This window comes from Exiguobacterium sp. ZOR0005 (genome assembly GCF_000798975.1).
Taxonomy (GTDB): Bacteria; Bacillota; Bacilli; order Exiguobacteriales; family Exiguobacteriaceae; genus Exiguobacterium; species Exiguobacterium aurantiacum.
Window position 1 is genome coordinate 55,729 of the sequence record NZ_JTLB01000012.1, and the last position, 19,545, is coordinate 75,273.

General features: G+C 57.6%; 18 protein-coding genes. 6 read left to right on the plus strand and 12 right to left on the minus strand.

The features are described 5' to 3' along the window. A complete protein-coding gene (gene glpK / locus L971_RS03920; protein ID WP_024370443.1) occupies positions 1 to 1,518 on the plus strand; it encodes a glycerol kinase GlpK in 1,518 nt (505 codons plus the stop codon). Between the two features lie 47 nt (positions 1,519 to 1,565). Here glpK and L971_RS03925 read toward each other — a convergent pair whose 3' ends face one another. The 12 genes from L971_RS03925 to cspD all read right to left on the minus strand — a co-directional run bounded on the left by L971_RS03925 (position 1,566) and on the right by cspD (position 15,528). After that, on the minus strand, positions 1,566 to 2,702 hold the full coding sequence (locus L971_RS03925; protein ID WP_047374397.1) for a membrane protein: 1,137 nt from the start codon (positions 2,700 to 2,702) through the stop codon (positions 1,566 to 1,568). A 40-nt stretch (positions 2,703 to 2,742) separates the two neighbouring features. After that, positions 2,743 to 4,155 (minus strand): S41 family peptidase, encoded by a 1,413-nt coding sequence (locus L971_RS03930; protein WP_047374399.1) that lies wholly within the window; start codon positions 4,153 to 4,155, stop codon positions 2,743 to 2,745. A gap of 98 nt (positions 4,156 to 4,253) precedes the next feature. Continuing rightward, positions 4,254 to 5,618 (minus strand): murein hydrolase activator EnvC, encoded by a 1,365-nt coding sequence (locus tag L971_RS03935; RefSeq protein ID WP_047374402.1) that lies wholly within the window; start codon positions 5,616 to 5,618, stop codon positions 4,254 to 4,256. 26 nt (positions 5,619 to 5,644) lie between these two features. Continuing rightward, the gene (ftsX, locus tag L971_RS03940; protein WP_024370447.1) at positions 5,645 to 6,547 is read right to left on the minus strand and encodes a permease-like cell division protein FtsX; all 903 of its coding nucleotides are present in this window, start codon (positions 6,545 to 6,547) and stop codon (positions 5,645 to 5,647) included. After that, positions 6,537 to 7,223: a cell division ATP-binding protein FtsE gene (gene ftsE / locus L971_RS03945; protein ID WP_029334581.1), complete on the minus strand. Its 687-nt coding sequence runs from the start codon at positions 7,221 to 7,223 to the stop codon at positions 6,537 to 6,539. Before ftsE ends, ftsX begins: the two co-directional genes overlap by 11 nt. A gap of 335 nt (positions 7,224 to 7,558) precedes the next feature. Then, positions 7,559 to 9,166, minus strand: coding sequence for a BCCT family transporter (locus L971_RS03950; protein ID WP_024370449.1), 1,608 nt, complete (start codon positions 9,164 to 9,166; stop codon positions 7,559 to 7,561). A gap of 96 nt (positions 9,167 to 9,262) precedes the next feature. Next, the gene (gene cccB, locus L971_RS03955) at positions 9,263 to 9,598 is read right to left on the minus strand and encodes a cytochrome c551 (protein ID WP_029334577.1); all 336 of its coding nucleotides are present in this window, start codon (positions 9,596 to 9,598) and stop codon (positions 9,263 to 9,265) included. 107 nt (positions 9,599 to 9,705) lie between these two features. Beyond that, the gene (locus tag L971_RS03960) at positions 9,706 to 10,563 is read right to left on the minus strand and encodes a YitT family protein (protein ID WP_024370451.1); all 858 of its coding nucleotides are present in this window, start codon (positions 10,561 to 10,563) and stop codon (positions 9,706 to 9,708) included. A 61-nt stretch (positions 10,564 to 10,624) separates the two neighbouring features. Beyond that, positions 10,625 to 11,725 (minus strand): peptide chain release factor 2, encoded by a 1,101-nt coding sequence (prfB, locus tag L971_RS03965; protein WP_024370452.1) that lies wholly within the window; start codon positions 11,723 to 11,725, stop codon positions 10,625 to 10,627. A 53-nt stretch (positions 11,726 to 11,778) separates the two neighbouring features. After that, entirely contained in the window at positions 11,779 to 14,301 is a 2,523-nt protein-coding gene (secA, locus tag L971_RS03970; protein WP_047374404.1) for a preprotein translocase subunit SecA, read from the minus strand. Positions 14,302 to 14,441: 140 nt separating this feature from the next. Continuing rightward, positions 14,442 to 15,002 (minus strand): ribosome hibernation-promoting factor, HPF/YfiA family, encoded by a 561-nt coding sequence (hpf, locus tag L971_RS03975; RefSeq protein WP_029334576.1) that lies wholly within the window; start codon positions 15,000 to 15,002, stop codon positions 14,442 to 14,444. Positions 15,003 to 15,330: 328 nt separating this feature from the next. Continuing rightward, positions 15,331 to 15,528, minus strand: a complete 198-nt coding sequence (gene cspD / locus L971_RS03980; protein WP_024370455.1) for a cold-shock protein CspD — start codon at positions 15,526 to 15,528, stop codon at positions 15,331 to 15,333. A 272-nt stretch (positions 15,529 to 15,800) separates the two neighbouring features. Here cspD and L971_RS03985 point away from each other — a divergent pair, with 272 nt between their 5' ends. From L971_RS03985 to L971_RS04005, 5 genes are all read left to right on the plus strand, one after another. Further along, on the plus strand, positions 15,801 to 16,295 hold the full coding sequence (locus L971_RS03985; protein ID WP_024370456.1) for a competence protein ComK: 495 nt from the start codon (positions 15,801 to 15,803) through the stop codon (positions 16,293 to 16,295). A 93-nt stretch (positions 16,296 to 16,388) separates the two neighbouring features. After that, positions 16,389 to 18,044: a hypothetical protein gene (locus L971_RS03990; protein WP_231557557.1), complete on the plus strand. Its 1,656-nt coding sequence runs from the start codon at positions 16,389 to 16,391 to the stop codon at positions 18,042 to 18,044. Positions 18,045 to 18,053: 9 nt separating this feature from the next. Continuing rightward, the gene (locus tag L971_RS03995) at positions 18,054 to 18,341 is read left to right on the plus strand and encodes an EscU/YscU/HrcU family type III secretion system export apparatus switch protein (RefSeq protein WP_034803928.1); all 288 of its coding nucleotides are present in this window, start codon (positions 18,054 to 18,056) and stop codon (positions 18,339 to 18,341) included. Then, entirely contained in the window at positions 18,341 to 18,721 is a 381-nt protein-coding gene (locus L971_RS04000) for a flagellar protein FliS (protein ID WP_047374408.1), read from the plus strand. Before L971_RS03995 ends, L971_RS04000 begins: the two co-directional genes overlap by 1 nt. Then, a complete protein-coding gene (locus L971_RS04005; protein WP_029334572.1) occupies positions 18,705 to 19,529 on the plus strand; it encodes a flagellin in 825 nt (274 codons plus the stop codon). The genes L971_RS04000 and L971_RS04005 overlap by 17 nt, the downstream gene beginning before the upstream one ends. Positions 19,530 to 19,545: the final 16 nt, after the last annotated feature.

Sequence of the window (19,545 nt, forward strand, 5' to 3'; positions counted from 1 at the left end):
ATGGATAAAGAAAAACGTTATATTTTAGCACTTGACCAAGGCACGACAAGCTCACGCGCCATCATCTTCGACCACGACGGCAAAATCGTCACGACCGCCCAGCGCGAGTTCAAGCAATACTTCCCGAAACCAGGCTGGGTCGAGCATAACGCCAACGAGATCTGGGGTTCTGTCCTCGCCGTCATGGCCGAGGCGTTCGGTTCGGCCGACATCGACCCGAAAGAGATCGCGGCCATCGGGATCACGAACCAACGGGAAACAGCCGTCGTGTGGGAAAAAGAGACGGGACGTCCGGTCTATAACGCCGTCGTCTGGCAATCGCGTCAAACGGCCGGCATTTGTGACGAACTGAAAGAAGCGGGCCACGCCGACTTGTTCCGTGACAAGACGGGGTTATTGATTGACGCCTACTTCTCAGGGACGAAAGTGAAATGGATCCTCGACAACGTCGACGGCGCCCGTGAGAAAGCGGACAACGGCGAGCTCCTCTTCGGGACGATCGACACGTGGCTCATCTGGAAACTTTCCGGCGGCCACGCCCACGTCACCGACTACTCGAACGCGTCACGTACGCTCATGTACAACATCTATGAGCAAAAGTGGGATGACGAGCTCCTCGACATCCTCACTGTACCAAAATCGATGCTCCCGGAAGTCAAGCCATCGAGTGAAGTGTACGCCCATACGATCCCGTACCACTTCTTCGGCTTCGAAGTACCGATCGCCGGCGCCGCTGGTGACCAACAGGCCGCCTTGTTCGGGCAAGCGTGCTTCGATTCAGGCGAAGGGAAAAACACGTACGGCACGGGTTGCTTCATGCTCATGAACACGGGCGAGGAAGCCGTCAAATCGGACCATGGCCTGTTGACGACGATCGCCTGGGGCTACGATGGGAAAGTCGAGTATGCGCTCGAAGGATCGATCTTCGTCGCCGGTTCGGCCATCCAATGGCTGCGCGACGGTCTCCGGATGCTCAAGTCGGCGAAAGATACGGAACAGTACGCCAACCGGGTCGAGACGACAGACGGCGTCTACGTCGTCCCTGCCTTCGTCGGTCTCGGTGCACCGTACTGGAACTCGGACGTCCGCGGCGCCATCTTCGGCCTCACGCGCGGTACCGAGAAAGAACACTTCGTCCGGGCGACGCTCGAGTCGCTCGCCTATCAGACGCGTGACGTCTTGACGGCGATGGAACAAGACTCAGGGATCGAGTTGAAAACGCTCCGTGTCGATGGTGGCGCGGTCAACAACAACTTCCTCATGCAGTTCCAGGCTGATATCTTGGACGTCCCGGTCGAGCGGCCGGAAGTGAGCGAGACGACGGCACTCGGGGCCGCCTACCTCGCCGGTCTTGCCGTCGGATTCTGGAAAGACCAAGCGGAAATCAAGCAACAGTGGAAACTCGACCAACAGTTCGAACCGAGCATGGACGAGTCGCACCGCGAAAATCTCTACAAAGGTTGGCAGCACGCCGTCGAAGCGACGATGGGCTTCAAACCGTCAAAACTTGAATCGTAAGCACACGAAAGGGAGCCTCCGCGGAGGCTCCCTTTTTCATGGACCATTTATAGTTTGCGTAACCGAAGCCGTGGGCTCATCGGCTCTCCGACGAACAAGATGCCGAGCTCGTGCGGGTCGGTCTCGTACATCGCCCGTTGCACGAAGCGGATGTCCCCGTTCAAGTTGAGCACCTCGAGCTTGATGTAAGGCTTATGGATTTGGAGCGCCTCATAGAAGCTGCTCCCGCCCGTGATGACCGTACCGTTCACTTTATAGATCGACTCGCCCGGGATGAGCTGCATCGTCTCGCCCGGTGAGCCCGGGAGCGTGTCGACGATGACCGCCCCGCGGTTGCCGTTAATGAACACCGGCGTCGTCGCGCGGTTCTCGCGTTTGATGAGCTGTAAGGCGAGCTCATAGAGCACGTAGAGGGCAATCAGGACGTAACCGGCATACGGCACGTCAGACACGTACGATACCCCGTACAAGCCGAGCGCGACGATGGCGAGGACGCCCCGATACAGGCTCAACCGACCGAGCAGCGTCCGTGGGAGCGCGCCCGTCGACAACAGGCTCACCCCGATCGGGATCGGCAAGATGACCGGGACCGGCCCTTCGAATCCGAACGATGGCGGAAGGAACACGACGAGCGGGAAAAACCAAAGCCGCTTGACGACGTGGCCGCCGATGAACTGTCCACGTTTGGACAAGATGAGCGTCGGCGACGTCTCGACGTTCCCGTTCCAGCGCAAGAGAATCGCCTCGGCGAGCGTGACGATTCCGAAAACGAGCGCGTACACCGGCCAGTCGACTTCAGCGACCCGTTCGACGACACGGTCGAGCGGTCCGTACGAGACGACGTCTCGAAGCGCGACCGCCACGAGCATGACCAAAAACGGGAACGCCGGACTGCCAAAGCGCGGATGCATCGTCAATACGACGAGGGCGTACAGGACGGTGAACGTGATGAGCCACTCGACGTTGACGGTCGTCTCGAGCAAGATCGTCGCGATCGAGCCGAGCACGGCGAGGAGCAGACTCGGCCAAATGAAGTGGCGCCAGTCTGACTTCGGCGAGCGCCGGCGCGACCGAAACATCGCCCGCTCTCGTTTGATGCGTGTCATGGATATGTAAGCGAGGGCGACGAGCGTCACCCAGAGCAGCGGACTACCGATCAAAGTCAACAAAACAGATACACTCATTCGTAGAACGTCCACACGTGTCCAATCCTTTCCCTAATCCTTATTTTGCAGCTTCTTCGAGCGCACGGTTCAACTGGGCATCGTTCGCCTCGTCTTGGATGACTTCAAGTAGACGCGATTCGAGCGCCGAAGCCGTGTCCTCATCGACGACCCCGCTCGACGTCAAGTTGTTGTCTTCTTGGAAAGCGGAGACGGCGCGGGCCATCGTGTCACCGTAATAGCCCGGCTGACCGCCCGGCTCGTAGCCGAGGCCTTCTAAGACGGTATGCAGGTTCGATACCGAATCGCCGTAATCGCCGACCTCGAGCGTGTCCGTCTCGGCTAAGATCCGGTTGACGCTGAAATAATCCGGTTGGTTGACCTCGATGTCCGGCTCGATTCCTTTCTCGTTGATCCAATTGCCGTCCGGTGTGAGCCATTTGCTCGTCGTCAGCTTCAAGTTGCTGCCGTCCTCTAAGTCGAACGCCGTCTGGACGACACCTTTGCCGAACGTCTTGTTGCCGATCACGGTCGCACCGGCGCCTTCTTTGAGCGCACCGGCGAGAATCTCGGACGCGGAGGCCGAGCCTTCGTCCGTCAAGACGAACAGTCCGTACGGTTTCGCCTCACGGGCGCGGCCGCTCTGCGATTCGCGCTCCCCTTTGGCGTTCTCGATTTGGACGACCGGCTTTTCCGTCGGGACGAACCCTTCGACCATCGTGATGACCGACGGCAAGAGACCGCCCGGGTTGCCGCGCACGTCAATGATGAGACTATCGATGTCTTGGCTCTCGAGCTCTTCGAGTTGCGCTAAAAACTCCTCATCGGTCGGTTCCGAGAACTGCGTCACTTGCAAGTACCCGATTTTTTTACCGCCCTCTTCTTTCACTTCCGACGTCACCGTCTCAATCGGGATCGTGTCACGCGTGATCTCGTAGTCGGCCTCTTGGCCGCCTCGGCGAATCGTGAGCGTCACGACCGTCCCTTTCTCCCCGCGGATGAGGCGGACCGCCTCTTCGACGGCCATCCCTTCAATCGACTCGCCGTCGACGGCCGTGATGACATCTCCTGGACGGAGCCCGGCCGCTTCGGCCGGCGCCCCTTTGATTGGAGCGACGATTAAGATGTCTTCTCCTTTCTTCTCCAAAGTCGCGCCGATTCCTTCAAAACTCGACTCGATCGAGTCGGTGAATTGGGACGTTTCTTCCGCGTCGAGGAAGTCAGAGTACGGGTCATCGAGTGCTGCGGTCATGCCGTCGAGCGCCCCGATGAGCAACGCTTCGTCTGATATATCTTTTAGCGAGTGTGCCTCGATGAGTTTGCGCACTTGTTCGACTTTGTCCCAACCCTCACTGCGAGGTTGGATCGCGGTCGGTAAAGCGGCCGTATCGGTAAACGCCATCGTCGCGAGGCCTGCACCGGCCCCGGCGACGAATGTGGCGCCGGCGAGTAGTCCAGCGGTTGAATTTTTCACGGGTAGTCCCTCATTTCTCTTTGTCAGTCTTTCATTCAGTATAGCAAAAAGTTTAGAAGAAAAGACGCGTTCCACACATTTGGGGACGCGTCCGTCAGTTAGTAGCCGATATATGGACCCGGGTTGACCGCGTTCGGTTGCCCTGGTGCCCATTCACCTCGGTGAAGCTCGAAATGAAGATGCGGTCCGGTCGACCAGCCGGTGTTGCCGAGCGTACCGACCGTCTGACCGGCGCTCAGTGTCTGTCCTGGCGCGACCGTGATCGAATCAAGATGGCCGTACACCGTCGTCCACACTTGACCTTGGATCACGTGGGAGACGAAGACGACGTTGCCGTAACCGGTCGCCGGCGCCGCCTTGATGACGATGCCTGGTGCCGCCGAAACGACCGGGGTGCCGGTCGCGTTGACGATGTCGATGCCGCGATGCGACTCCGGGGCGCCGGTGAGCGGGTTCGCCCGCGGGCCGAAGCGGCTCGAGACATACCCGGAGACGGGACGGACGAACGTCGACACAGGCGCCGTCACGTTCTCGGTCACTTCAACAGGTGGGACGGGTGGCGCGGCAGGAGTCGTATTCGACTTCGCGTCCGCCGCGGCTTTGGCCTCGGCCTCTTGACGTGCTCGTGCCTCTGCCTCTGCTTTCGCCTGTGCCTCAGCGGCCGCTTTCGCTTCCGCTTGTCTTCTCGCTTCCGCTTCGGCCGCCTCGCGTTCGGCGACGGCGATCGCCTCGAGCTGACCGGCGATGATGCGGCGCTGTTCATCCATGAGCGCTTGTTCTTCCTCGCGCGTCATCTGTTCGAGTTCGAGTAGCTCGACTTGATCGTTTAGCTCCGACAGCAACGCCCGCTTCTCTTCAGCGGCACGGTCGAGTGCTTGTTTCGTGATGACGAGCTCACGCTCTTTTTGTTTGACGAACGACAGTTGCGTCCGTTGCGCCGTCTCGAGCGATTCGAGCCGGTCGACTTCGGTCATGAACGTATGTATGAGGTCCCGGTCCTGTTCCGCGATCGATTGCGCCGTCACTAGGCGCGCCACGAAGTCACCGAATGAACGGGACTCGAAAATGACTTGGAGATAGGACCGGTCCTCATGAATTTGAAGCACACGAAGACGCTCACTAAGGAGCGCCTTTTGGCCTTCGAGGTACTGCTCTTGGGCAGCGAGTTGGCGGCGGGTCGCCTCGAGTTCGGCACGAGCCTCGTCCGCCTCTGACTGCTGGACGGCGATCTGTTCGCTGAGGCTATCGAGCCGTTCGTTGACGGCGCGGACCTCGGTCGACACCGCGTCACGCTCGGCTTCGGTCAACTCGAGCTCGGCGTCCGTCTCGGCATGCGCTTTTTTCGATGCCTCTAGCTGTTTGGACAGACGATCTTGTCGTTCCCGTAACGTCTCTTTCTCCGTCGCCATGACCGGCGCGGCGAGTAACGTCATACATAATCCAAGCGCGAGCGAACGTTTCATCCGCCAACTCCCCCTCATCATTTAAGTTAGACTTTTAAGAATCGACCGAGCGATGTCGTCGATCCCCAGATCCCGATGAACGCGCCGAGCGCAAGCAAGACGAGCGACACTTGCGTCGTGAGCGTCGATGGATCAATCAACTTAAATATATCACTATTCAATTGATCTAGCGATGGTTGTAAAGCACTATATGCGACGTCGTAACCGAAATAGACGACGGCGATCGGGATGAGCGCACCGAGAACACCGAGGAGGAGTCCTTCGATGAAGAACGGCCAACGGATGAAGCCGTTTTTCGCCCCGACGAGACGCATGATCTCGATCTCACGGCGACGTGAGAAGATCGTCATCTTGATCGTGTTCGAGATGAGGAACATGGCCATGAGCGTGAGCCCGACGATCAACACGAGTCCGCCGATGCGGATCCCGTTGAAGAAGGCGAACATCTTGTCGATATAGTCCTGTCCATACGTGACTCTATCGACGTTCTCAAGCGACTGGACCGCATCGGCGACCGTCTCGGTCTCGAGCGGGTCTGACGCCTTGACGATGTAGCGGTCGTGGAGCGGGTTGTCTTTCTCGACCGCGCCGTACGCGTTCGCGTCTTCCCCTAACTGGTTGCGGAAGTTTTCGAGCTCGTCATCTTTCGAGCTGAACACTACCGATTCGACGCCGGGGATCTGTTCGATGTTTTGCCCGAGCTGTTCGACGTTCGCCTCTTCGGCGGTACGGGTGACGAACACTTGGATCTCGACGTCGTTCTCGACGTTTTGTGAGATCTCGTTGACGTTGAACATGACGAGGGCGAATACCCCGACGAGTAACAATGTGATCGTGACGGCACTGATGGCCGCAAACGACATCCACCCGTTGCGAAGTGTTCCTTTGAACCCTTCCCGTAAGTGACGGAGTCCACTTTTAAATATCATAGCCGTATGCTCCTTTCTCTTCGTCACGGACGACTTTTCCGTTCTCGATCGCGATGACGCGATGACGAATCTTGTCGACGATGTCACGGTTGTGTGTCGCCATGACGATCGTCGCCCCACGGCGGTGGATCTCTTCGAACACTTCCATGATGCCCCACGCCGTGTCCGGGTCTAAGTTACCGGTCGGCTCGTCGGCGATGATGAGCTTCGGCTTGTTGACGATGGCACGGGCGATCGAGACGCGCTGTTGCTCCCCACCCGACAGTTCATCCGGATAGTTGCGCGCTTTGCTCTTCAACCCGACGAGGTTCAACACGTCCATCACTTGTTTGCGGATCGTGCTCGCGTCGGCTTGGACGACTTCGAGGGCGAAGGCGACGTTCTCGTACACGGTGAGCGACGGCAATAATTTATAGTCTTGGAAGATGACGCCGAGTTGGCGACGGAGTTTCGGCACGTGGCGGTTCTTCAACTTGCCGACGTTGATGCCGTCGATCAACAGTTGACCGCTCGATGGCTTCTCCTCCCGATAAATCATCTTCATAAACGTCGATTTCCCGGCGCCGGAAGGTCCGACGACGTATAGAAATTCGCCGTCTTGGATCTCTATGTCGAGGTCATCGACGGCGACGACGCCGTTCGGATACACTTTGCTGACTTTTTGCATCGAAATCATAACGTATTCCCTACCCTTTTTGTATATTTTTCATGCATCTATGACGAATGTCCATTGTTTTAGTAACTGTATATTTCGTCTAGCCTATATTCTACAGGAAACGCGGCGCGCTGTCAAGGCACGCTTTCACGTTGCACCCGGCGGCAATATGAGCCAAGGCGGTAGTACAAGCGCCTACAATTATAACAACCCGACTTTTAAAACACCATTACAGGAGTGTTTCAGTTCCGTTGAGTTCGGTGGGAAATTGTCGCGCCGAACGTCCACTTCACCGATTCGCCATATTATATGAAAGAAATATTCAAAAGGCGCCCATCGAGATGGACGCCCCTCATTTATTCAGGTGGTTTTTCTTTCAACGCATCGAACGGCGACCGTTTTTTCTTCCGGTACTTGATGTGGATCGTCGGCGATTCATACTCTTCCGACGCCCGGATATCCTTGCCCGAGACGCGCATGAACGACCAGGCGAGGAGGATCATGATAAAGATGAGCGGGAACCCGCCGACAATGCTCGCCGTCTGGAGCGTGTCGAGCCCGCCTAGGAACATGAGCGTTAGCGGCATGATGCAAAGCGCGAACGCCCAGAACAGCCGGTTCCAGACGAGCGGCTCGTCCTCGACGTGTTTTTGGGTGACCGACGCCAAGATGTACGACGACGAGTCGAACGTCGTCGCGAGAAAGATGATGGCGAGGAGCGTGAAGACGGCGACGACGACCTTGCCGAACGGGAGCAGCCCGATGATGGCGATGATTGTCGCCGGCGGCCCGTACGTCTCCATGTAGCCGATGACGTCGAACGCCCCGGTCAAGTGCATGTACAGTCCGAAGTTGCCGAGGATGCCGAAGAACAGGATGCAGCCGAACGTCCCGTACACCATCGTCCCGATGATCATACCGCGAATCGTCCGTCCCCGGGAGATCCGGGCGACGAACAGGCCGACGAACGGCGCATAGACGAGCCACCACGCCCAGTAGAACACCGTCCACGCCTCGGGGAACCCTGTCTCGTTGAAGCCGCCGAGATTTCCGAACGGCTCCATCCACGTCGCCATGAGGAAGAAGTTGTCGAGCAGGATGCCGACCGAGTTGAACGTCGTCTCCATGATGAACCTCGTCGGCCCGAAGATGAACACGAAAGCGAGAATCGATAACGACAGCCAGATGTTCAAGTCACTGAGCACTTTGATGCCGCGCTTGAGCCCGACATACGAGCTGACGGCGAAGATCGCCGTACAGATGAGCATGATGACGGCCTGCATACCGAGCGTGACCGGGATGCCGGTGATCTCGTTCACCCCTTCGGCGATCATCGGGGTACCGAGCGCGAGCGTCGTCCCGGCCCCGCCGAGGAGCCCGAAGATGAACAAGATGTCGATCAACTTCCCGACTGGCCCGTCCGCCCATTTGCCGATGACCGGCCGGACGGCCTCGCTCACTTTGAGCACAGACTTGCGCCGCACATAAAAGAAGTAAGCGATCGGCAGCGCCGGCAGCGTGTAAATCGCCCAGGCGATCGGACCCCAGTGGAAGATGCCGTACGCCGTCGCCCATTGGATCGCCTCGGTCGACTCCGGTGTGACCCCGAACGGCGGCCCTTGGTAGTAATACACCCATTCGATGACCGACCAATACAAGATGCTCGAGCCGATGCCGGCCGCGAACAACATCGCCGCCCACGAGAACGTGCTGAACTCGGGTTCCTCGTCCTCACGCCCGAGTTTGACGTGTCCGTTCTTGCTGAAGGCGACAAAAATCAAGAACCCGAACGCGCCGAGTCCCATCGCCAAGTACAGCATGCCAAAGTTTTGGGTCATGAACGTGTTGGCGGCGCCGACCCACGCCTTCCCTGCCTCCGGGAACAAGACGAGCGGCAGCGTCACCGCAATAAGTAAGCAAAATGCACCGACAAACGTCGGCCAATCGATCAGTTTCGTTTTCACCATGACCCTCTCCGTTCTGAAGTTGTTATTGTTTTTTTACCAACATATTAGGAATTTGAAACAAAAAAAACCACGGTCACCGCCGTGGTCCCATCATTATTTCTTCTCAGCGAGCCAAGCCGATACGGCTGTGATCTCGTCGTCATCTTGAATGACGTTCGCAGGCATCGCGCCTTTCCCGTTGCGAATGATCCCTTCAATCTCTTCAGCTGACAATCGTGCACCGACGTCTGTCAACGCCGGACCGCTCATGCCTTCCAAGTTCGCGCCGTGACAAGCCGCACAGTTTTGTGCGTATACCGCTTCCGCGTCGACCGACGCCGTGTTCGAGCCTGTATCCCCGTTGCTTGACGTGTCTTCCTCATCGCCGCCGCCGCACGCACCGAGCGTGAGCATGGCGCCGAGGCCGATGGCCATCATCCACTTCTTCATATAAGGTTCCCCTCCTAAGTTGTAGAAATAACCTACAATTACCATTATAGCCGTTCTGAACCGCTTTCTAACCTAATCTCACGAAAAGTACACAAAGATTCCACAACTTACGGCACGTTGATGTAACGCTTGTCCGACGTGAACCCTTGCCCCATCACCTCGTGCGCCTCGCTGAAGACGAGGAACGCCTCGGGGTCGATGCGGCGGATGATCTCTTTCAACCGGCTCACCTCGTTTTGGCGGACGACGACGAGAAGCATCGGACGGTCGAGGCGCGAGTAGGCACCGATCGCCTGAATCTCTGTCGCCCCGCGGTCGAGCTCGTCGAAGACGGCGCGCGTGATGACGTCACGCTGCTCCGAGATGACGTACGCCATCTTGTCTTGCGTGAAACCGAGTTGGACGAAGTCGATCATCTTGATCGTGATGAACAGGGCGATGAGCGCATACAGCCCCGTCGTGAACGAGAACGTGACGGCGGCGACGAGGACGACCGCCCCGTCGAGGATGGCGATGCACAAGTAGAGCGGGATGTGCGTGAACTTATGTAGGATCTGGGCGATCAAGTCCATCCCGCCGGTCGAGGCGCGCCCGCGGAAGATGAGGCCGAGCCCGATCCCGACACCCGCCCCGCCGAACACGGCCGCGAGCAGCGTATCGTTCACGGCGGCACCAGCGTCGATCAGTTCATAGAACAAGATGACGCCCGGCAAGAAGATCGAGCCGACGAGTGACTTGACGCCGAAGCCGAGCCCGAGGATCATCCAACCGATGAGGAGGAGCAACACGTTCGCCACGAGCTGGAACGCCCCCGGCGAGATGCCGAACAGCTCGTACGTGATGATCGAGATCCCGCTCACGCCGCCCGAGGCGAGGTTGTTCGGAAGTAAAAACAAACTGAACGCCGAGGCGACGAACACGGACCCGGTCAGTAAATAAATATAGTCTTTGACGATTTGCTTCATTAAAGGTTTTCTCCTCTACATACAACGTGGCCCAAAGACGTCCGTCTTTGAGCCACATGCATCACATATTTGTCTTGCGGAGGTACGCGTCGATGAAGCCCATGATGTCCCCATCCATGACGCCGCCCGTGTTTCCGACTTCATAGCTCGTGCGGTGGTCTTTGACCATCGCGTACGGGTGGAAGACGTATGAACGGATCTGGCTGCCCCAGCCGATGTCCGTTTTCTCACCGCGAATCTCGTCGAGCTTGCGTTGTTGCTCGTCGAGTTCACGTTGGTAAAGCTTCGCCTTGAGCATCTTCATCGCCGACTCGCGGTTTTTGATCTGCGAGCGCTCGGTCTGACACGAGACGACGACACCCGTCGGCACGTGCGTGATCCGGACGGCCGAATCGGTCGTGTTGATGTGCTGACCGCCGGCGCCTGACGCGCGATACGTGTCGACGCGAAGGTCCTCGGTCTTGATGTCGATCTCGATGTCGTCATCGAACTCCGGCATGACGTCGCATGAGACGAACGACGTATGACGGCGGCCTGATGAGTCGAACGGCGAGATACGCACCAAACGGTGAATCCCTTTCTCCGCCTTCAAATAACCGTAGGCGTTGTGCCCGATGATTTGAAGCGTGACCGACTTGACGCCCGCCTCTTCACCCGGCAAGTAGTCGACCGTGACGACTTTCCAGCCTTGCTTGTCCGCGAATCGCTGATACATGCGAAGGAGCATCGACGCCCAGTCTTGCGACTCGGTGCCGCCCGCGCCCGGATGCAACTCGAGGATGGCGTTGTTGGCGTCATACGGACCGTTCAACAAGATCTCGAGCTCGAACGCGTCGAAATCGGCTTTGAGCGCCGTGACCATCTCCGAGAGATCGTCTTGCATCTCGGCGTCCGGCTCTTCTTTGATGAGTTCGAGCGTCACTTCGCCGTCCTCGTGTCCGTCGGCGAGCTCTTGGTACTTGTCGACCATCGCTTTGAGCGCGTTCGACTCGTCGATGACTTTTTGCGCCTTCTCTTGGCTGTCCCAGAAGTCCGGGTAAGTCATCTCGTTCTCAAGCTCGGCGATGCGCGCCTGTTTCTCTGACAGGTTGAGCGATTGGCGATAATTCTCGAGACGTTTCGCCATCGCCTCAAGTTCGTTCCGAATATCTGAAATTTCCATAGTGTAAGTCACCTTTCCGTAGGAAAGAGGCGAGCTGGCTCGCCTCTTTGAAATTAAGCCTGTTGTTTGCCGTGGCAGTTTTTGAACTTCTTGCCTGAACCACACCAGCACGGGTCGTTGCGCCCGAGCCGTTGGTCTTCAGAGCGACGGACCGGCTTTTTCTTCACCGGCGTGTCGTCCTTGCCAGACACCGCCACTTCCTCCTCGACGACTTTCTCGCGTCGGAGGTTGTCGCCGACTTCGGCGCGGAGCACGAAACCGGTCACTTCCTCGGAGATGGCGACGTTCATCGCATCGAACATGTTGATCCCTTCCGCCTGGTACTCGCGGAGCGGGTCGTTCTGACCGTAAGCGCGCAAGTGGATCCCTTGGCGGAGCTGGTCCATATGGTCGATGTGCGACATCCAGTGCGAATCGACGGCACGGAGGACGATGATCTTCTCGAACTCGTTGAACCGCTCAGGCGGCGCGAGTTGACGCTTCGCCTCGTATTGGGCGTTCGCCCGCTCCAAGAGGAGCTCCGTGATCTCTTCACGTTCTTTACCGAAGAAGTCTTTCCCTTCGACCGTCGTCTCGAGTGCGAGCGTCTGGTTCGACCAGTGCGCGAGCTCCTCGATGTTCCATTCCTCAGGGACGAGTTCGAGCGGCGTGTATTGCGCCACACCGGCCTCGACCGTCTCACGGATCATCGAGCGGACGATGTCAGACACCGACTCGTTCTCGAGGATGCTGGCCCGGTCTTTGTACATGACCTTCCGCTGGTCGGCCATGACGTTGTCGTAGCCGAGCAACTGTTTCCGCGCGTCATAGTTGTTGCCTTCGACGCGTTTTTGGGCCGACTCGACCGCTTTCGACACCATGCGGCTCTCGATCGGTTGCGTGTCGTCCATGCCGAGGCGCTCCATCATGCTCTGGAGGCTGTCGGTACCGAAGCGGCGCATGAGCTCATCTTCGAGCGACAAGTAGAACTGGGATTTACCCGGGTCCCCTTGACGACCGGCCCGTCCACGGAGCTGGTTATCGATCCGGCGCGACTCGTGGCGCTCGGTGCCGACGATGTACAGACCGCCGAGCTCGATGACGCCTTCGCCGAGCTTGATGTCGGTTCCGCGTCCGGCCATGTTCGTCGCGATCGTGACCGCGCCTTTTTGACCGGCGTTCTCGATGATCTCGGCCTCACGGGCGTGGTTCTTCGCGTTCAATACTTCATGCTTGATCTTCTTCTTCGACAAGAGCTTGCTCAAGTACTCAGACGTCTCGACCGCGACCGTCCCGACGAGCACCGGTTGGCCTGTCGCGTGCGCTGCCGTGATCTCCTCGACAACGGCCTTGAACTTGCCTTCCATCGATTTGAAGATGAGGTCGGAGCTATCGTCCCGCAAAATCGGTTTGTTCGTCGGGATCGTCACGACTTGCATGTTGTAGATGTTACGGAACTCTTCTTCCTCCGTCTTCGCCGTACCGGTCATCCCGGCGAGCTTCTCATACATGCGGAAGTAGTTCTGGTACGTGATCGTCGCGAGCGTCATCGACTCACGCTGGATCTCGACGCCTTCTTTCGCCTCGATCGCCTGGTGCAGGCCTTCCGAGTAGCGACGCCCGTCCATGACACGACCCGTGAACTGGTCGATGATCATGACTTGACCGTCACGGATCATGTAATCGACGTCGTGATGCATGACGGCGTTCGCGCGAAGGGCGAGCCCGACGTGATGGTTGACCGAGACGTGCTCGATTGCGAACAAGTTGTCGATGCCGAAGAACTTCTCGGCGAGGTCGACCCCTTTATCCGTCAAGAGCACCGATTTCGTCTTCACGTCGACCGTGTAGTCGTCCTCGACTTTGAGCGTCCGGACGAACGCATCGGCGCGCGTGTAGAGCTCGGTCGATTTTTGTGCCGATCCCGAGATGATGAGCGGGGTCCGCGCCTCATCGACGAGAATCGAGTCGACTTCATCGACGATCGTGAAGTAAAGCTCGCGCTGGACACGGTCTTCCTTATAAAGGACCATGTTGTCACGCAAATAGTCGAAACCGAGCTCGTTGTTCGTCGAGTACGTGATGTCACAGTTGTACGCCGCCTGCTTCTCTTCGCGTCCCATGTTCGAGACGTTCAGCCCGACCGAGAGGCCGAGGGCGAAGTAGAGCGGTTCCATCAGTTCTTTGTCACGCTTCGCCAAATATTCGTTGACCGTGACGACGTGGACGCCGCGGCCCGTAAGTGCGTTCAAATAGACAGGGAGCGTCGCGACGAGCGTCTTCCCTTCCCCTGTCTTCATCTCGGCGATGTCGCCGTTATGGAGCACGTAGCCCCCGATGAGCTGAACGCGGTAGTGCCGCATTCCGAGTACACGCTCTGACGCCTCGCGGCAGACCGCGAACGCTTCCGGGAGGATATCGTCGAGCGTCTCACCTTTGGCGAGACGGCCGCGGAACTCTTCAGACTTCGCCTGCAACTGTTCGTCAGACAACGCCTTGATCGGCTCAGCGAACGACTCGACGAGATCGGCCGCTTTCTCTGCTTTTTTCAGTATCCGTTTCTGTGGAGCAAATAAATCTTTCAAAAAGTTCGCCATACTCATATCTCCTCAGCATTCCTCTAAAATGCATGTTTTTTCCCTAATGTACAGTTTAACCGAAGTTACCCGTGCTTTCAAGGAAAGGCAAAACGAAACGGCCTCCCATGGAGGGAGGCCGTGTGATTGTTAGGTTGAGATCATTCTGGTTCGATCAAGCCGTATTTGCCGTCTTTTCGACGGTAGACGACGTTCGTGTTGCCCGTCTCGGCGTCTGAGAAGACGAAGAAACTGTGGCCGAGCATATCCATCTGCAGGATTGCTTCTTCCGTGTCCATCGGTTTGAGCGTGAAACGCTTCGTCCGGACGAGTTCGAGCTCTGACTCTTCATCGTCATACACTGCCACGTCATCCGGGCCTTCGAGTGCTTTGAAGTACTCGCCGATCCCGCCTTCTTTGGCGCGTCCTTTACGGTTGAGTTTCGTTTTGTGTTTACGGATTTGACGCTCCAACTTGTCGACGACGAGGTCGATCGCCGCGTACATATCGAGGTTCGTCTCTTCAGCACGAAGCAACAAGTTCGGCATCGGAATCGTGACTTCTACTTTTTGCTTTTCGTTGTACACTTTCAAGTTGACGTAAGCCGTCTGTGCATCCGTAGGAGTTGTGAAATACCGAGTCAACTTCTCCAGCTTTTTCTCGACATAGTCTTGGATGGCTGGTGTGACTTCAATGTTTTCGCCGCGAATGTTATAAATCATCTGAACTCCTCCTTAAAATAACCGCTTGACCCAATGATTCGTCGCATGTGACGGAATCTCCTGCTTCATTTCTGAAAAGAAAGTGGAACCAGGTGGCTCATATTTAGTATACCCCGAATCCGTTTACTTTGAAAACGTTATCATCAGAAAATAATGACAATTTTGTTCCGAATGATCCGTCTCGCCGCTGAATCGGTTGGTATAAAAAGAAACTACCCGTTCCACGTATTTTTAAACGCGATTTTTTGGAGAAAGTCACTATTTGAGGAAAATAAAACGACGCACAAAAAAAGCCGGCTCCACGCGGGAGCCGGCTCACGGTTTGAAATTATAATTTTACAACGTTAGCCGCTTGTGGGCCACGCTCGCCATCAACGATTTCAAACTCTACCTCTTGACCTTCGTCAAGTGATTTGTAGCCGTCAGTTTGGATTGCAGAGAAGTGTACGAAAACGTCTTTGCCGCCTTCTACTTCGATGAAACCAAAACCTTTTTCTGAGTTAAACCATTTTACTTTACCTACCATGTGTAAATCCATTCCTTTCACCATTGAAGAATACAGAGGCTTGCCCTCTATCGGTAATCTTACCACCTTCTGGGTGGCGTGACAAACACTTTCTCAATATTTTGCAAACGTTTTGCTTTTTGGCTTACATTGGAATTGTATTTCCCTACTTTTCATATTGGCTTATTGAATTTACATTTTTTGTGATATATCATGGAAGAGATGATTTAGGTTTGTGCCGTTTATCAAGTAGCCGATCCTGAAAATCCAATACGAGGAGGATGGTGCAGCGTATGCGCCCCTACTATTCCGAGGAAAAATACCGCATCACGAAGCGAACCGTGGCGATCCTGCCTTGCTTTGACATGATGAAGCAGTCGCGGATCATTCTCGAGGATGGCACCGAAATCACGACCCCGCTCCGGCCGTACCAGTTGCTGCAGCTCTCTTGCCGCCAGTACAACAGCTCGATCGAGGAACGGATCTTCGTCGCCAAGCGCGTCGCCGGCGTCAAAGGGAAAGTGCCCGTCGTCATCGAACCATCGACCGGGCTCGTCTTCTTCCCGACGAAATCGCCGAAACGCGACGACTGCGAATGGTACGCCTGGTCCCACGTCCGTGAGATCATCAGCGTCGAAGGGAATCCGAACGGGATCATCGTCACGACTGACGACCACCGGATCCAGACGAACGCGACCGCGTACGTCCTGAAGAATCAATTGAAAGCGACGGGTGAACTCGTCGCCCGGTTCCAACAACTGAACTTGAGCCCCGCGCTCGAATCTTGACCCGCCTTCCGTCGTCCGACGGGAGGTTTTTTTCTTGTCCGATTCGCTTCACTTTTTGAAAAAGAGGTCGATATATTGGTCGAGGTGACAACTATGCAAATCCAAGCCCATCCGGCCGCCCTCATCGCGGCGAGCGCCGGTATCCAGACGAACCGGATCTATAAGGCCGAGCTCGTCAAACAGACCGGCCCCGACACGGCCATCGTCAAGATCAACGGGGAAGAAATGGAACTCACGTTCAAGGACGGCATGCCGAAGACGAACCCGTTCCACGTGACGCTCGCCGAACAGGACGGCACGCTCCTCGCGACGGTCGTCCCGGCGAAAGAAGAGGCGGAACCGGTCAGTCAACCGGCGAAGCTCGACACGAAGATTCAGACGCTGCTCGCCGCGCTCCCGCCCGAAGTGCGGAGCGCCGTCAGCCGCCTGCTCCAGACAGGGCGCCTGCCGATGAACGAGGACACGGTCCGCCTGCTCGAGACGGCGATGAAAGGCGACATGCGCGACGCGATTCTTCTATTGAAAACAATCGACACGCCGGACGTCCCCCGTGACGTCCAAAATACGATTGCCGCCTCGACGCTCGTCGAGGCCCGGCAACAGCTGAAGCCCCCTTCACCGGAGGCGCCGTATCCGCAAAAAGAACGGTTCGTCGAACTCGTCAACTTGTCCCGGCCCGTGAGCGAGCGCGTGACGCCGACGCCGGAGACGGTCGACCGCATCATGCGCGACGTACCCGCCCCGCAGCCGAACCGGCTTGAGCCGCGGGAGACGATCCCGCTCCCGTCCGGACGCCAAGTCGTCGTCAAGGAAGTGACGAGCCATCTCGCGACCGTGACGAACACGTTCCGAAACGAACAGGCGACCGTGACGAAACAGCTCGGCCAAGTCGCCGCGCTCGTCGAGAAGAGCCCGCACATCGCCCGTCCCGCCTTAGAGACGGTGTCGACCCGGCTGACGCAACTCATCCAGAAGACCGACGCGCTATTACATACGGACGCGACGCAAGAGAAAGCGCTCGTCTCGATGACGGCGAAACTCGACGTCGCGCTCGGCCTCCTCGCGACGAAGCCGGCCGAGAGCGCCGCGCTGATCAAAGAAGTGCGCGCTGCGTTGAACGACTTCCGGTACGTGCCGAACCACGTCCGGTTCGAATATATCCCGCATGGTGCGACCCGCGCCGGTGAGATCGCGAAAGTACCGCCGTTCAAGCTCGACCAACAGCTGTCGGGCCGCGTCATCCAAGAAACGGCGCAACGCGTCCAGGCGTCGAGCCTGGCCGTCAAAGCGGATGCGGCAACGCCTGAGGCCGCCCGCCTCGTCTCGTTCTTCCAAGTCCAACAGACGCTCAACCGGCTCGACGGCGGACAGTTGCATCAGCTCCTCCTCGCCTTGCCGGCGAAAGTGCAAGAGATCGACACCGGCATCCACGTCCACATCCAAAACCGGGAAGCCGGCGACGTCGTCGACTGGGAGAACAGCGTCCTCTACTTCCGGCTCGAGACGCCACGGCTCGGTGAGATCGCCGTCAAGCTAGAGGCGATCGACCGCAATTTGCGCCTGACGCTCGAACACGACGACAAGCGCGTCGAGACGCTCGCCCGCCCGCTCTTCGGAAAGATCGAGACGACTTTGGAGGCGATCGGCTATAAGAGTGTGACGACGCAGTTCCGCCCATTGACGAAGACCGAGAAAGTCGAAGCCGAGCCGGTAGCAACAAAGACGACCGGTTACGACTTCAAGATTTAGGAGGCCGACATGTATCAACGCATGGATTTGACGAAACGCAAGACGGCCGCCGTCGTCCGTTACGACGAGTCGACGGACCGGGCCCCGGTCATCGTCGCCCGCGGGACGGGCGCCGTCGCCGACAAAATTTTAGATGAGGCGAGAGCTCGCGGCGTCGCCATCGAGCATGACCATTCGCTCCTTGGCCACCTGCTCGACCTCGACCTCGGTGACGCCATCCCGCCCGAGCTGTATGACGTCATGGCCGAAGTATTGTTGTTGATTGAAGAACTTGACTCACTCAAAGGAGAACAATGATGAACCCGAACCGACTATATGAGATGAGCGCCGAAGAGCTGACGCAAGCGATGCTCCACGCCCTCACTTACCATTATGAACTCGCGCTTGATGCGACGATCGCCGAACGGAACCGCCACCTCAGACAGGCGCGCGAACTGCTCGCGAAACTGCACCAAGGCCTCCACGACAACGGCGGCATCATCTCGGCCCAACTCGATGAGATTTATTTGTATATGGCGAAGTCGAGCCTCGAGGCGCTGATCGAACAAGACTTATCGAAAATCGAGGAGCTGCACGCACTCGCCACCGACCTTGACAAAACGTGGGGCGAGGCGATGCAACGCGCCAAACTCACACCGCAACCGATCGGAGGGAACCGCTATGAAAATTACCAATAACGTGCAGGCGTTGAAGGCGTACACGTCGCTCTCGCTCAACCAGGCGTCGATGAAGAAGACGATGGACCGTCTCTCGAGCGGCGTCCGCATCAACAAGGCGTCCGATGACGCGGCCGGGCTCGCCATCTCCGAGAAGATGCGCATGCGCCTCGACTCGCTGTCGATGGCCGAGCGCAACACGCTCGACGGCATCTCGCTCACGCAGACGCTCGAGGGTGGCATGAACGAGACGCACGCCCTCCTCCAACGGATGCGTGAGCTGTCGGTACAGGCGTCGAACGGGACGCTCAGCGGCGACGACGCGAAAGCGATCCAAGAAGAGATCACGGCGCTCACCGCCGAAGTGACGCGCATCGCCGAGACGACCGAGTTCAACTCGAAAAAGATCATGAACGGTGAATACACGCAAGGTGCGAAGGAGCTGTTCTTCCAAGTCGGTGCCGGGAGCGGTGAAGCCGTCATCTTGAACGTCGCCGACATGCGCGCCGGTGCCCTCGGCATCGACGGACTCAGCGTGTTGACGGCGTCAGACGCCGGGGACGCCATCGCCAAGTTCGATGCCGCCATCAACGCCGTCTCGCTCGAGCGCTCGAAGCTCGGTGCCATCCAGAACCGGTTAGAGGCGAACGTGAGCGTCGTCACGATCGGCTCGGAAAACTTGACGGCGTCGGAGTCGCGCATCCGTGACGCCGACATGGCCCGTGAGATGATGGACTTCGCCCGCCTGAACATCTTGAACCAGTCCGGCATGGCGATGATCGCCCAGTCGAACGCCTTGCCGCAAGGCGTGTTACAATTGTTGAACTAACCCTAAGGAAGGACGG

Bases quoted from the DNA above. Each gene is read 5' to 3' on its own strand.
- glpK (WP_024370443.1), top strand. From the start codon at position 1: ATGGATAAAGAAAAACGTTATATTTTAGCACTTGACCAAGGCACGACA.
- L971_RS03925 (WP_047374397.1), bottom strand. From the start codon at position 2,702: ATGAGTGTATCTGTTTTGTTGACTTTGATCGGTAGTCCGCTGCTCTGG.
- L971_RS03935 (WP_047374402.1), bottom strand. From the start codon at position 5,618: ATGAAACGTTCGCTCGCGCTTGGATTATGTATGACGTTACTCGCCGCG.
- ftsX (WP_024370447.1), bottom strand. From the start codon at position 6,547: ATGATATTTAAAAGTGGACTCCGTCACTTACGGGAAGGGTTCAAAGGA.
- ftsE (WP_029334581.1), bottom strand. From the start codon at position 7,223: ATGATTTCGATGCAAAAAGTCAGCAAAGTGTATCCGAACGGCGTCGTC.
- cccB (WP_029334577.1), bottom strand. From the start codon at position 9,598: ATGAAGAAGTGGATGATGGCCATCGGCCTCGGCGCCATGCTCACGCTC.
- L971_RS03960 (WP_024370451.1), bottom strand. From the start codon at position 10,563: ATGAAGCAAATCGTCAAAGACTATATTTATTTACTGACCGGGTCCGTG.
- prfB (WP_024370452.1), bottom strand. From the start codon at position 11,725: ATGGAAATTTCAGATATTCGGAACGAACTTGAGGCGATGGCGAAACGT.
- secA (WP_047374404.1), bottom strand. From the start codon at position 14,301: ATGGCGAACTTTTTGAAAGATTTATTTGCTCCACAGAAACGGATACTG.
- hpf (WP_029334576.1), bottom strand. From the start codon at position 15,002: ATGATTTATAACATTCGCGGCGAAAACATTGAAGTCACACCAGCCATC.
- cspD (WP_024370455.1), bottom strand. From the start codon at position 15,528: ATGGTAGGTAAAGTAAAATGGTTTAACTCAGAAAAAGGTTTTGGTTTC.
- L971_RS03985 (WP_024370456.1), top strand. From the start codon at position 15,801: ATGCGCCCCTACTATTCCGAGGAAAAATACCGCATCACGAAGCGAACC.
- L971_RS03990 (WP_231557557.1), top strand. From the start codon at position 16,389: ATGCAAATCCAAGCCCATCCGGCCGCCCTCATCGCGGCGAGCGCCGGT.
- L971_RS03995 (WP_034803928.1), top strand. From the start codon at position 18,054: ATGTATCAACGCATGGATTTGACGAAACGCAAGACGGCCGCCGTCGTC.
- L971_RS04000 (WP_047374408.1), top strand. From the start codon at position 18,341: ATGAACCCGAACCGACTATATGAGATGAGCGCCGAAGAGCTGACGCAA.
- L971_RS04005 (WP_029334572.1), top strand. From the start codon at position 18,705: ATGAAAATTACCAATAACGTGCAGGCGTTGAAGGCGTACACGTCGCTC.